Consider the following 12,658-nt stretch of genomic DNA (forward strand, 5'->3'; position numbering starts at 1 on the left):
GCTCAGCGCGGCGCGAAGGCGACGCGGCCGAGGCTCAGGAACTCGCGCACCGCCTCGCCGACGAGCCAGACGCGCTGGCCGCGCCCCCGCGCCGTGCCGCCGGGCAGGTCGATCCAGGCGGTCTCGCGGGCGAGACGCGCCGCCTCGCCGGCCTCCGGATCGTGATACTGCGCCAGGACGAGGAAGGTGGTCTCGCGTCCGTCCACGAGGCGCGCCTCGGCCCGGCGCCAAAGCAGGTCGGTGGGGCGCCGGGGCGGCGCGAACACCAGGCTCTCGACCCGCTCCGGCGCGAGCCAGAGGTAGCGCCCGGCGAGCGTCAGCGCCTCGAATCCGGCCTGAGACAGGTCGCACACGTCGCGGACCTCCTGCATCGCGCCCGCGTCGACGGCGGCCAGAATCGGCGGCATCGCCTCGAGGGCGAGGCGTGCGGCCTCGGCGGCCGCGGCATCGCCCGCCCGCACGGCGAGGGCCAACCGCATCGCCTCCCCCTGACGCGCGGTCGGGCCGTCGATGAAATCCGGGAGGGCGCCCTGGTGGTGCCAGGCCTCCCGCGCCACGGCGGCCCGTAGCAGGTGGCGCATGGCGACGAGGGCCGTCGCCTCGGCCGGCGCGTGTTCCATGGCGACCTGAAGCTGCGCTTCGGCCCGGTCGAGGGCGCCGGCGAGCACCAGCAGTTCGGCCAGGGCGAGGCGCGCCGCGGCCTGCGTCGGCCGGGCCTTCACGCCCTGCGAGGCGACCGCGATCGCATCGTCGAGGCGCCCGGCGTCGAGGAGGTCGGCGAGACCGGTCGGCGCGTCGTCGGTCGTGGTCATGGTCAGGCCTCTGGCGGGGGAAACGGCGTCACGCGCCGCTCTGTGCGGTGGTGACCTCGGCGACGAGCTGGAAGCTCGCCGCGACGTCGTCGAGCTGGAAATGCGGCTGCAGGCGCAGGGTGCACCCGAGCACGCCGGGGCGGCCGGGGATCTCGCGTACTTCGACGCCGGCGTCGCGCAGGGGATAGCGCGCCTTCAGTTCCGGAGCGGCCGTGTCGTTGCCCAGGCGGTACCGGCCGAGCCAGTCGACGATCAGGCGCTCCACCGCGGGGGCGTCGCCGAGGCGCCCGACCTGATCGCGCATCATCACCTTGAGCGTATGGGCGAAGCGCGCGGCGCAGAGCACGTATTGCAGCATGGCGGCGAGCCGGGCGTTCTCCTCGGCCGCGGCGCCCAGGCTGTGGGGCGGCCGATGCAGGGACGGGTTGGCGTTGAACACCAGGGAGGCCGTGAACGGCACCCAGCCCACCGGGATGATGCCCTGGTCCGACAGCTGGCGTTCCTGGCTGGCGGTGAGGCGGATCTCCACGGGGGGCTGCGCGGCGAGGCCCGGCCGATCGGTGCCGAAGGAGAGCGTCGGCAGGTCGGTGACGAGGCCGCCGCCATCCTGGTCCTGCGGGGCGCCGCGCAGGTCCGCGAACCAGCCCGACAGTCCGAAGGCGCGCAGGACGACCCGGGCGAAGGCGTAGATCGGGCTGCCCCACAGGAGGGCATGGCCATCGGCCCGCACATCCTCCTCGAACGGGAAGCCGTCCACCCGGCCGCGATGGTGGGCGCGGTGCGGCCGGCGCATGAGCACGCGCGGCGCCAGGATGCCGAGGAACCGGCAATCCTCCGTCTCGCGCAGGCTCTTCCAGCGGAGGAAGTCGGGCCCGTCGAAGGCGCCGCCGAGCTGCGGCAGCCCGTCGAGGTCCGTGAAGGCGTCGACCGCGAGGGTTTCGGGCCGCAATGCGGTGAGGAACGGCGCGAAGGCCGCGGCCGCCACGCCGGCGATGCCCTTGAGCGCGGCGATGTCGTCGGTGCGGTCGACGGGATCGAAGCGGTGGCCGACCGCATAATCGCCGAGCAGCAGCCCGAACGGCTCGCCCCCCGGCATGCCGAATTCCTGCGCGTAGACGAGCTCGAACAGCCGGCTCTGATCGAACTCGACCGCCCGCTCGAAATCCCGGCACAGGTCGCGCCAGGACACCGAGAGCAGTTTGACCTGGACGTCGCCCGTCTCGGCCGCCACCCCGACCAGGTAGGCGAGGCCGCGCCAGCGCGCCTCGAACGCCTGGAACTCGGCATGATGCAGGATCGCGTTGACGGACGTGTTGAGCGCGCGGTCGATCAGCGCGACGAGGCGGTCGGCCTGCCTGCGCGCGGCCGCGCCATCGGACGGGGCCGCCTGCCCCATCCCCCCGAAGGACGATGCGGGCTGTGCGCGGTCCGCGTCGAGCACCGGGCGATCAGCCCTGCCGCGGGATGCGAGCCACCATGCGCAGGGAGGTCGTGAGCTCCTCCATCTGCAGCCAGGGCCGCATCCACGTGATGGCGTTGTAGGAGCCGGGCCGGCCGGGGATTTCCTGGACCTCGACCTTGGCCTCGCGCAGGGGATAGCGGGCCTTCATCTCCGCGCCGGCGTCGTCGTTGGCGTTGACGTAGTTGCCGATCCAGCGGTTGAGCCACTTCTCGCAGTCCTCGGCCTCCATGAAGGAGCCGATCTTGTCGCGGGCGATGACCTTCAGGTAGTGCGCGAAGCGCGCGGTGGCCATGATGTAGGGCAGCCGGGACGAGATCGCGGCGTTGGACGTCGCCTCCGGGCGATCGTACTTCTCGGCCTTGTGGGTTGTCTGCGCGCCGAAGAACACGGCGTAATCGGTGTTCTTGTAGTGGCAGAGCGGCAGGAACCCGAGCTTGCCGAGTTCGGCGTCGCGCCGGTCGGTGATGCCGACCTCGGTGGGGCATTTGAGGTCGAGGTCGCCGTCGTCGCTCTGGAAGACGTGCATCGGCAGGGATTCGACCTTGCCGCCGCTCTCGGCGCCGCGGATGGCGGTGGCCCAGCTGGTCTTGGCGAAGGCGTCGGTCAGGCGGGCGCCGAGGACGAACGCGGCATTCGACCAGCAATACTGCGCGTGGGTGAGGGATGTGCGCTCGCCGACGAGCCCGCCGGGCGTCTCCTCGAAATCGAACTCGTCCACCGAGCGGGTCTCTCGGCCGTAGGGCAACCGCGCGAGGACGCGCGGCATGGTCAGGGTGACGAAGCGGGAATCCGGCGAATCCCGGTAGGAGCGCCACTTGGCGTATTCCACCGTGTCGAAGATCTTCTCGAGGTCGCGCGGCCGGGCGAGATCGCGGAAATCCTCGAAGCCGAACAGCTTCGGGCTCGCGGCGGCGATGAAGGGCGCGAACGCGGCACCCGCCACGCCCGAGAGCCCCTGCAGCATCTCGATGTCCTCGAAGTGGTTCGAGAACTCGTAGTTGCCGATGAGCGCGCCGTACGGCTCGCCGCCGGGGGTGCCGAACTCGTTCTCGTAGATCGCCTTGAAGATCTGGCTCTGGTCGAACTCCGTCGCCTTGAGCAGATCCTTGCCGAGCTCGCGCTTCGAGACGTTGAGCACGCGGATCTTGAGGTTGGCCGACGTCTCGCTGTTGTGGACGAGGTATTTCAGGCCGCGCCACGATCCTTCCAGCTTGAGGAACTCGGGATCGTGCATCACCGCCGCGAGCTGGCGCGAGATCCGCGCGTCGATCTCCGCGATGGCCCGGGTCAGGGTGACGGTGAGGTTGCGGTCGAAACTCACGGTGCCCGCGAGGGCGGTCTGCGTGAGGGTGCGCAACAGGCCCTCGGTCCGGTCCGGCTCCGTCTGCTTCGTCGCCGCGATGGCCGTATCGAGCAGGCTGGTGGAGCCCGTGACCGATTCCGTGGTCGGGAGGGCGCGGGGATCGGCGGATCGCGACATCGTCAGAGAGCTCCGTCGGGGGTGTGGGTCGGCGGCGAGCCCGGTGCCTCGCGGTCGAGTTCGCCGACGAGGCGGCGCAGTTCGCCGTTGTCCTGCAGGATGCGTTCGAGCAGGAGCTCGAGATCCTCGGATCGGTCGGCCTTGGTCATGAGATCGCGCAATTCGTTGCGGGTCTCGAACAGCTTGGCCAGGGCCGGCACCTGCCTGACGATGGCGGCGGGCTCGAAGTCGTCGAGCTTGTTGAAGCGCAGCTTCAGCGCCATCTGCGTCCCGTCGTCGGCGAGCGTGTTGTCGACGAGCAGGTTGAGGCCGGGCGCCATGCGCGCCATGACCTCGTCGAAATTGTCCCGGTCGATCTGGACGAACTTGCGTTCCCGGAACGGCTTGAGCGGCTCCGCCGGATTGCCGGTGAAATCACCCAGCACGCCGACGACGAAGGGAAGCTCCTTCTCGATCAGGGCGCCTTCGGTCTCGACCTCGTACTTGATATGCACGCGCGGCTTGCGCACGCGTTCGAGCTTCTCATGAATGCTGGACACGCGGACCTCTTCCTGTGCTGGAGCCGGGACGGCGATCTAGGCAGCGGGAGCGCCGCGGCGATCCGCGCGCGACGATCCGTGGCGGAGCCGAACCGGCAGGAATTTCGGACGTGGACGGCCTCACGGCACGGGCCTTTCGGCACCGGATTCGATTCCGGCCTGTCGGAGGAACTGAACCCGGCCCGCCGCATCCGGGATCAGCTCGGAGAGCAGATCGAGGAGGCTCATCCGGCCGCGCCGCACGATGGTCTCGAGGGCGTAGGAGATCGGCGAGTGCGGCTCGGCCCGGCGGAAATAGGCGGCGATCCGAAGGAGCTCGTCGAAGGCCTCGTCCCGCGTCGCGATCTCGGTCCGGACGCCCTTCGGGGCCGGGCGAGCGGCCGGCCCGTCGGGAGCGGGCGCCGGATCGGGGGCGTTCTGCGGCACCGGCACGGCCACGGTCGCGGCCGGGCCGTACCAGGATTCGCCGAGCATCCTCCGGTAGACGTCGAGGACGTCCTCCAGAACCGTGCGGATGTTGGACAATGGCGGCGCGTCGGCGCCGCAGAAGGCATCGAGGGTCGCGCTCATGCGCTGAAACGCCTCGTAGGCCGCGCGGGCCATGTCGGCATGGGCGCGCAGGGCCTCGGAGCCCGCCGCCGCCCGCGCCTCTAGGAAATCCTGGCCGGACCGGTCGGCCTCCCGCCCCGAGCGCTGCATGTGCCAGAGGGCGTTCGCGCCGTAGGCGTGGTTCGGAAGCAGCGAGATCATCCGGATCGGCTGAATCAGGACCCCGTCGCCGCCCACGCCGTTCAGTCCGGCCAGGGGAGAGAGCCGGCCCTCCGCATCGTCCTCGTCGTTCGAATGCAGGTCGGGCCAGTACCGGTCGATCAGCCCGTCGACCAGGGCGAAGCCCTGCGCCAGGCCGGAGAAGCCGTCCTGCCGGACGAGCGCCTCGGTGAGCCAGGCGGTGACCTCCAGATCCTTGCTGTGGTTCGCCAAAGCCTCGGCGGCGAGCTGACGGACCGTGGTCCAGGCCGCGGGCACCGAGGTCGGCTCACCCGACGCCTCGGCGGTGCGCTCCGCCGCGCGGGCCTGCGACCGCGCATCCTTCAACCGGAGGTACAGCGCGTCCGAACCGAGATTCGCCCTCAGATCCGAGCCGGCGGGCTCGGGTCCACTGAAACGCTCCAACAGGGTGGCGAGATCGATCGGCATCGACGCTCGATAAAGCGCATCTATCTACGATTGTACAGGCCTTGACCGCTCGCGGCAGAGTTATAATAACTGACGCCCGGGGCGTTCGGCGGACCCCGGCTCGGATCCGACTGGACGGAGCCGCTCTAGCCTGACGACACAAGTAGAATTCGAACTCCACCTTCACGACCAAGGCTGAACCCCAGTCGAAGACAGCGATCGCAGCGGCTTCATGGTCCGGCGCGGCGGAGCAGACGAGATCCCATGCCGACATTCGACCTTCACGTCGTGGTTGCAAGACTGGACCCGCCGCTTCGGCAGGCCCTGGAGAAGGCCGTCGGCCTCGCGGTCGCCCGCGAGCACGGCGCGGTTGAGGTCGAGCACTGGCTGCTGGCCCTCGTCGACGGATGCCGGCCGTTCACCGATCTCTTGAGCGAACTCGACTGCCGGAGCGCCTCGGTGTCGAACGAGGTCGCCCATGCACTGGATCGGATGCGCCGCAGCGGCGGCGGCGCCCCCTCCCTGTCGCAGGCGACGATCGGGTGGATCGAGGAGGCCTGGCTGACGGCCTCCCTCCGCTACGGCCGGGATACGGTCACGGCGGCCGACCTCGTCTCGGCGCTGACCACCTCGACCGCGCTCAGGGCCACGGTCCGGGACATCGCCCCGTCCCTTCGAGTCGATCCGGGCCGGGTGGCGGACATGGCCGCGGCCGTTCCGGCATCGGTCCGAGAATCGGGTGGCGCCCCGGTCGACGGCCGTTCGCCCGAGGACGCCGAGATCGAGCGCTACACGGTGGACCTCACCGCCGAAGCCCGAGCGGGCCGGATCGATCCCGTGATCGGGCGCGAGCCGGAGCTGCGCCAGGTCATCGACATCCTCCTGCGGCGGCGGCAGAACAATCCGATCCTCACGGGCGAGGCCGGGGTCGGCAAGACCGCCATCGTCGAGGCGCTCGCCCTGCAGATCGCCGCCGGCGCGGTTCCGGCTCCTCTGGCGGACGTGTGCATCCGTGCCCTCGATCTCGGTCTCCTGCAGGCCGGCGCGGGCGTGAAGGGCGAGTTCGAACGCCGGCTCATGGCGGTCATCGCCGCCTGCAAGGCGGCGCCGACACCCGTCATCCTGTTCATCGACGAGGCGCACACGCTGATCGGCGCGGGCAACCAGGCCGGCGGCAGCGATGCGGCGAACCTCTTGAAGCCGGCCCTCGCCCGCGGCGAGGTCCGGTCGATCGCGGCCACCACCTGGTCCGAATACAAGCGCCACATCGAGCGGGACCCGGCCCTGACCCGCCGGTTCCAGGTGGTGAAGGTCGACGAGCCGGGCGAGGAGAACGCCGCGCGGATGCTGCGCGGTCTCGTGCCGGTCCTCGAAGCCCACCACGGGGTGACGATCCGCGACGCCGCCATCGTCGAGGCCGTGCGCCTGTCGGCCCGCTACCTGCCCGCGCGGCAGCTGCCCGACAAGGCCGTGAGCGTGCTCGACACGGCCGCCGCCGCGGTGGCGATCAGCCGTTCCTCCGACCCGGCCGCCCTGCAGGATCTCGTGGCCGAGGCACGATACCTCGAGACGGAGCGGATCTCGCGGGCCCGGGACGGCGACAAGGTGGATGGGGCCAAGGGAGACGGGACCGGCGGGCCGGGATCGTCGGGGGAACTCGACGCCCGCATCCGCGCCGTGGAGGAGCGCCTCGCCGCCGTCCGCGACAGGCTCGGGCGGGAACGGGAACTGATCGCGGCGATCGAGGCCCTGGAGGCCCTGGAGGCCCCCGGGGAGATCGCGCGTCCGGGCGTGTCCGAGCGGCACGCCGCCCTGACGGCCGACCTCGCGGCGCTGCAGGGCGACTCCCCCCTCGTCCACCGGGAGGTCGACCGCGAGGCCGTCGCCGCCGTGATCGCGCGCTGGACCGGGATTCCGGCCGGGCGGCTCCTGCGCGACGCGGCCCTTGCCTCGCAATCCCTGGAAGAGCGCCTCAAACGGCGGGTGACCGGGCAGGACGCCGCGCTCGCGACGATCGCGGCCGCGACGCGGACCGCCACCGCCGGCCTCGCCGATCCGCGCAAGCCGCCGGGCGTGTTCCTCATGGTCGGGACCAGCGGCGTCGGAAAGACCGAGACCGCCCAGGCGCTGGCCGAGGCGCTGCACGGCGGCGAGGCGAGCCTGACCGTCGTGAACATGTCGGAGTTCAAGGAGGAGCATAAGGTCTCCTCCCTGATCGGGGCACCGCCGGGCTACGTCGGCTACGGCGAGGGCGGCGTCCTCACCGAGGCGGTCCGGCGCCGGCCCTACGGCATCCTGCTCCTCGACGAGGTCGAGAAGGCGCACCCGAGCGTTCAGGACGTGTTCTACCAGGTCTTCGACAAGGGCTCCCTGCGCGACGGCGAGGGCCGCGACGTCGATTTCCGCAACACCACCGTGATCCTGACGGCCAATGCCGGGTCCGAGACCCTCGCCGCGCTGGCGGCCGACCCGGAGACGATGCCGGAGGGCGAAGCCCTGGTGGAGGCGATCCGGCCCGAGCTCCTGCGCCATTTCAAGCCGGCGTTCCTCGGGCGCGTGACCATCGTGCCCTACCGGCCCCTGACGCCCGAGATCCTGGCGCGGATCGCGCGGCTCCAGCTCGAGCGGGTGCGCGAGCGCGCGGCGGCCTCGCACGGGACCCGGCTGGTCTGGGACGACGGGGTCGAGGCGCGGATCGTCGCCCGCTGCCTCGCGGCGGATATCGGCGCGCGGGCCATCGAGGGCACCCTGACCCGCGAGATCCTGCCGGCTTTGTCCGACCTGATCCTCGAACACGCCCTCGACGGACGCGTGCCGCGGGAGATCGCCCTCGGCGTGGCGTCCCACGGACAGTTCACCGCCTCGGCCGACGGGGCCCCCGCCGCAACCGCCGGGGCCGCGACGCCCCCGGTCGCACCCTCGCACGGTCGCCCCCTCTAAGGCGCCGGCGAACGTTCCCGGGCGACGCCGCCCACACCGCTCCACACGAGACACAGGGCCCAAACCATGCCGATTTACCTGCAGATCGACGGAATCCAGGGCGACGCCACCCACGAGACGCACAAGCGTTGGATGGACATCGAGTCGCTGCACTGGAACGTGACGCGCAACATGAACACCTTCGCGGGCTCCGCCTCGAACCGCGAAGCCTCTGAGCCGACGGTGAGCGAAGTCACCCTGACCAAGGTCAGCGACAGCTCCACCACCAAGCTGTTCCAGGAGGCCTGCTCAGGCCGCAACGGCAAGACGGCGACGATCCACCTCGTCACCACCGGAAACCCCGGCGACACCTACATCGAGTTCACGCTGCACAACACGCTGATCGCCGGCTACACCGTCGGCACCACGGGCGACCGTCCGGTGGAGACCGTGACGCTGAACTTCACCAAGATGGACGTGAAGTACACGCCGTTCGACGACAAGAACGCGCAGCAATCACCCATGATCGCCTCCTACGACCTCGCCACCGCCCGCTCGTCCTAACGGGCCGCGGCCACACCCGCATCGGAACCGGGCCGCGCCAGCGTGCGGCTCGGGTGGATCGAGATCCGGCCTTCGCCCGCCCCGTGGCGCGGCGGCGGACCAACACGGGGAACCCGATGAAGCCTGTCCGCTACGTGCTGAAGGCGGGCGACACGCTCTGGCGTGTCGCCGAGGCGCATTACGGCGATCCCGCCCGCTGGCCCGATCTCTACGCGTTCAACAATCGCCCGGACATCCTGGCGATGACCGAGCGGCCCCTCGTCAACCCGGACCGGCTGGTTCCGGGCCAGGCCATCTTCCTGCCCGCCAGCCGGGAGCGTGCGACGCAGCGGAGGGCGCCCGCCAGCCAGGCGACGCGCTCGCCGGGGGTGCGCGGCGGGGGGAGCGCGGCCGGGCCGATCGCCGACGGCCTGGCCCGGAACGTGGCAGCGGAGACCCTGGTCAACGATTTCGCACACGGCTTCCACCTCGCGGACGAGCGCCTCGCGGTGCGGGGCGAGGCGTTCGGCGCCACGCTCCGGATCAGCGGCGCCATCGCGCTGCAGCGCAACGGCCCTGTCCCGCTGGTGAACTACAGCCTTCGCAGCGCCGAGACGCAGGCGCGGACCCAGTCGGCGATGCTGCTGGGGCGGCTCCTGGCCGCGCACGGCACCCGGCTGGGCTGGAACGCCGGCGCCGCCCGGGTGCGCTACCACGCGCCGCTGCTCGATCTGGCGTCCGTCGCAGCCCCCGAGGCCCGGCTGACACCGGGCGTGACCGCCCGCGGCGAGCCGGTGCTGACGGCGGAGATTACCCTGCCGGACTTCGCGGGCCGCATCGCCAACCACACCTTCGTGGGTCAGGGCGTCACCCTCGCGGTGGAGTTGCGGGCGACGCGGAGCGCCACGGCGGGCGCGGCCGCCCCGACGGGCGCGCGCGGCGACGATCCGTCGACCTGGACCTGGGCGAGCGCCTCGCCGAGCGCGGGGGTGATGCTCGTCGGAACCATCCTGTCGGAGGCGTGCGTGACCCCGGGCGGCGGCCTCACCGACATCGTGACCATGCTCGGGTCGTCCGTGGCCGGGCGCAGCCTGCCCGCCGGTTTCGCCGCTGCGGCCCTGCCGCGCACGCCGGTGCGGATCGGCGGCTGATCCGGCCGCGCGGCGGTGCGGGCGAACGACGGCCTCACCCGCCCACGATCTGCCCGGCCCGGTAGGGGGTGAACCAGCCCAGGCCCGCCTCGGTGCCGGCGGCGGGGTTGTACTCGCAGCCGACGAAACCGGCGTAGCCGAGGCGGTCGAGTTCGGCGAACAGGAACGCGTCGTTCATCTCGCCGGTGCCGGGCTCGTTGCGGGCGGGCACGCTCGCGGTCTGGACGTGGCCGACCAGCGGCAGGAGGGCGCGCAGGCGGGTGGTCACGTCGCCGTGCAGGATCTGGCAATGGTAGAGGTCGAACTGGAGCCGGAGGTTCGGCAGGGCGAGGTCGCGGATGAGATCGGCCGCCGCCCCGAAATCAGCGAGGAAGTACCCCGGCATGTTGCGGGGATTGATCGGCTCCAGCACGAGGTCGAGCCCCGCGCGGGCGAGCCGTTCGGCGGTCCATGCCACGGCCCGGCGATAGGCGTCCCGCGCCGCCGGGTCGCGCGGGTCGGCGAGGCCCGCCATGAGGTGCAGCCGGGCGACGCCCGTGGCGGCGGCGTAGGGCAAGGCCGTCTCGACGCCGGCCTGGAGCTCCGCGAATCGGTCGGCCAAGGCCGCGAGGCCGCGCTCGCCCGCGTCCCAATCGCCCGGCGGCAGGTTGAACAGGGCCAGGGTCAGGCCGTGCCGGGCGAGGCGTTCGGCGATCGCCTCCGGCGGATGGCCATACGGAAACAGGCACTCCACCGCCGTGAAGCCGGCCTGCGCCGCCGCGGCGAACCGGTCGAGGAACGGCACCTCGGTGAACATCAGGGTGAGGTTGGCGGCAAAGCGCGGCATGGGTCCTGGCACTCCCGGGCATTCGAAGAGGGCGTTCGCAACCGGCCGGCCGCGTGCCCGCACATTGCCCTTGGCGAGTCGGCAGGTTAGCCCGGCAGCGTACAGATCCGAAACGGTCCGCGCTTCGGGCTCGGGCCGGAGAAGCGGGATCCGGCGGCATGGCGCAACTCACCGACAGCAGCCTCGTGGGTCGCGGACGATCCCTCGCCCTGTCCCTCGACGAGGCCGTGGCCCGCGTCGCCGCCCTCCCCGTGCGCGCCGGCATCGAGAGCGTGAGCCTCGGCGAGGCCGACGGCCGGGTGGCGGCGCACGCGCTCACCGCCCGCCGCGACGTGCCGCCCTTCGACAATTCCGCCGTCGACGGCTACGCCGTGCGGGCCGTCGACCTCGCCGCCACGGGCGAGACCCGCCTGCCCGTGCGGGGCCGCATCGCCGCCGGGCAGACCGGCATTGCCCTCCCCGGCACCGCCATCCGCATCTTCACCGGCGCGCCGATGCCGGAGGGCACCGACACGGTGTTCATGCAGGAGGATGTCCGCCGCACCGGTGACGAGATCGTGCTGCCGGCCGGTCTGGCACCGGGAGCCAATTGCCGCCGGAAAGGCGAAGATGTCGGCACGGGCCAGCGCATCGTCGCCGCGGGCCACCGCCTGACCCCGGCCGACATCGCCCTCGCGGTCGCCGCCGGCCACGGCCGGCTCGACGTGCGCCGGCGCCTCCTGGTGGGGCTGTTCTCCACGGGCGACGAACTCGCCGAGCCCGGGGCCGCCCTCGAGGCCGGCGCGATCCACGATTCCAACCGGCCGATGCTCGCCGCCCTGCTGCGCCGCCTCGGCGCCGACGTGCGCGATCTCGGTATTTTGCGCGACCGGCCCGAGACCCTCGGCGCGCGCCTCGCGGCGGAAGCCGGCCGGCACGATTGTCTCATCACCACCGGCGGGGTCTCCGTCGGCGAGGAGGATCACGTCCGCCCCGCAATCGAGGCCGTCGGGCGGCTCGATTTCTGGCGCCTCGCCATCAAACCCGGGCGCCCCGTCGCCATGGGGGACATCGCCGGAACGCCGTTCGTCGGCCTGCCGGGCAATCCCGTGGCCGCCTACGTCACCCTCCTCTTCGTGGTGCGTCCCCTCCTCGCCCGCCTCGGCGGCTGGGACTCGCCCCCGCCCCTGGCGGTCGCGGCCCGCGCCGCCTTCGACCACACCAAGAAGGCCGGCCGGCGCGAAATCCTCCGCGTCGGCCTGCGCCGAACCGACGACGGTACCCTCGAGGCGGTCCGGCCCGCGGGCGCGGCGGCGGGCGGTTTGTTGTCCCTCGCGGCGAGCGACGGCCTCGCCGTCTTGTCCGAGGACCTGACCGCCGTGCGCGTGGGCGACGGGATCGCGGTCTATCCCCATACGAGCCTCGCGTGAGCTTGCCGTCGCGGGCGGCGTTGAGGGGACGACCCGCCTGGCCACGGGATCGGGTGCGGGCGCCCTCCCCCGGGAGGGCACCGGGTTCGGACACGGGCCCGCGGGCGCGCGTCGGAAGCCGCCCTCTGCCGGCGTGAGGCACGAGGGCGCTCACTCTCTTGTAAGGCGTGGCGGCCCGCGTCATCCGCGCGAGGAACCGAGTCCACAGCCCGTGTGGCGTCAGGCTGACAACCGGGGTGGACGAGGTCCCCGTCGGGCCGAGGCTGGCGAAGCGCCCGGACCGTCGACGCCGTCCCGGACGTTCGACGGGTCTCGGACACGTCAGAAATCCGCTGGGGTGA

The 12,658-nt window shown here is 72.1% G+C and carries 10 protein-coding genes; 4 read left to right on the forward strand and 6 right to left on the reverse strand.

Translation table 11 applies throughout. The features are described 5' to 3' along the window. Nucleotides 1-2 precede the first annotated feature (2 nt). From ASG60_RS21665 to tssA, 5 genes are all read right to left on the reverse strand, one after another. Nucleotides 3-812: a type VI secretion system accessory protein TagJ gene (locus ASG60_RS21665; RefSeq protein ID WP_156398740.1), complete on the reverse strand. Its 810-nt coding sequence runs from the start codon at nt 810-812 to the stop codon at nt 3-5. Between the two features lie 28 nt (nt 813-840). Next, nucleotides 841-2,253: a type VI secretion system contractile sheath large subunit gene (tssC, locus tag ASG60_RS00160; RefSeq protein ID WP_244476540.1), complete on the reverse strand. Its 1,413-nt coding sequence runs from the start codon at nt 2,251-2,253 to the stop codon at nt 841-843. 7 nt (nt 2,254-2,260) lie between these two features. Continuing rightward, nucleotides 2,261-3,754, reverse strand: coding sequence for a type VI secretion system contractile sheath large subunit (gene tssC, locus ASG60_RS00165; protein ID WP_056383867.1), 1,494 nt, complete (start codon nt 3,752-3,754; stop codon nt 2,261-2,263). 2 nt (nt 3,755-3,756) lie between these two features. Beyond that, a complete protein-coding gene (gene tssB, locus ASG60_RS00170) occupies nt 3,757-4,293 on the reverse strand; it encodes a type VI secretion system contractile sheath small subunit (protein ID WP_056171576.1) in 537 nt (178 codons plus the stop codon). 120 nt (nt 4,294-4,413) lie between these two features. Further along, nucleotides 4,414-5,490 carry a type VI secretion system protein TssA gene (gene tssA, locus ASG60_RS00175; protein WP_056383869.1) on the reverse strand — a complete coding sequence of 359 codons (1,077 nt, stop codon included), beginning with the start codon at nt 5,488-5,490 and terminating at the stop codon, nt 4,414-4,416. A gap of 243 nt (nt 5,491-5,733) precedes the next feature. Here tssA and tssH point away from each other — a divergent pair, with 243 nt between their 5' ends. The 3 genes from tssH to ASG60_RS00190 all read left to right on the forward strand — a co-directional run bounded on the left by tssH (nt 5,734) and on the right by ASG60_RS00190 (nt 10,082). Further along, complete coding sequence (gene tssH / locus ASG60_RS00180) at nt 5,734-8,409, forward strand: type VI secretion system ATPase TssH (RefSeq protein WP_082531562.1); 2,676 nt, start codon at nt 5,734-5,736, stop codon at nt 8,407-8,409. Nucleotides 8,410-8,475: 66 nt separating this feature from the next. After that, on the forward strand, nt 8,476-8,952 hold the full coding sequence (locus ASG60_RS00185) for a type VI secretion system tube protein Hcp (protein ID WP_056171580.1): 477 nt from the start codon (nt 8,476-8,478) through the stop codon (nt 8,950-8,952). A 116-nt stretch (nt 8,953-9,068) separates the two neighbouring features. Further along, on the forward strand, nt 9,069-10,082 hold the full coding sequence (locus ASG60_RS00190; RefSeq protein WP_056356832.1) for a LysM peptidoglycan-binding domain-containing protein: 1,014 nt from the start codon (nt 9,069-9,071) through the stop codon (nt 10,080-10,082). 34 nt (nt 10,083-10,116) lie between these two features. Here the strand turns inward: ASG60_RS00190 and otnI are convergent, their stop codons facing one another. Beyond that, nucleotides 10,117-10,908 carry a 2-oxo-tetronate isomerase gene (gene otnI / locus ASG60_RS00195; RefSeq protein WP_056302575.1) on the reverse strand — a complete coding sequence of 264 codons (792 nt, stop codon included), beginning with the start codon at nt 10,906-10,908 and terminating at the stop codon, nt 10,117-10,119. 158 nt (nt 10,909-11,066) lie between these two features. Here otnI and glp point away from each other — a divergent pair, with 158 nt between their 5' ends. Then, on the forward strand, nt 11,067-12,317 hold the full coding sequence (gene glp, locus ASG60_RS00200; protein WP_056356837.1) for a gephyrin-like molybdotransferase Glp: 1,251 nt from the start codon (nt 11,067-11,069) through the stop codon (nt 12,315-12,317). Nucleotides 12,318-12,658: the final 341 nt, after the last annotated feature.

Source organism: Methylobacterium sp. Leaf469, from assembly GCF_001424745.1.
Classification (GTDB): Bacteria; Pseudomonadota; Alphaproteobacteria; order Rhizobiales; family Beijerinckiaceae; genus Methylobacterium.

Excerpts from the sequence above, each read along its gene's own strand:
- ASG60_RS21665 (WP_156398740.1), bottom strand. The coding sequence starts at position 812 with ATGACCACGACCGACGACGCGCCGACCGGTCTCGCCGACCTCCTCGAC.
- tssC (WP_056383867.1), bottom strand. The coding sequence starts at position 3,754 with ATGTCGCGATCCGCCGATCCCCGCGCCCTCCCGACCACGGAATCGGTC.
- tssA (WP_056383869.1), bottom strand. The coding sequence starts at position 5,490 with ATGCCGATCGATCTCGCCACCCTGTTGGAGCGTTTCAGTGGACCCGAG.
- tssH (WP_082531562.1), top strand. The coding sequence starts at position 5,734 with ATGCCGACATTCGACCTTCACGTCGTGGTTGCAAGACTGGACCCGCCG.
- ASG60_RS00185 (WP_056171580.1), top strand. The coding sequence starts at position 8,476 with ATGCCGATTTACCTGCAGATCGACGGAATCCAGGGCGACGCCACCCAC.
- ASG60_RS00190 (WP_056356832.1), top strand. The coding sequence starts at position 9,069 with ATGAAGCCTGTCCGCTACGTGCTGAAGGCGGGCGACACGCTCTGGCGT.
- otnI (WP_056302575.1), bottom strand. The coding sequence starts at position 10,908 with ATGCCGCGCTTTGCCGCCAACCTCACCCTGATGTTCACCGAGGTGCCG.
- glp (WP_056356837.1), top strand. The coding sequence starts at position 11,067 with ATGGCGCAACTCACCGACAGCAGCCTCGTGGGTCGCGGACGATCCCTC.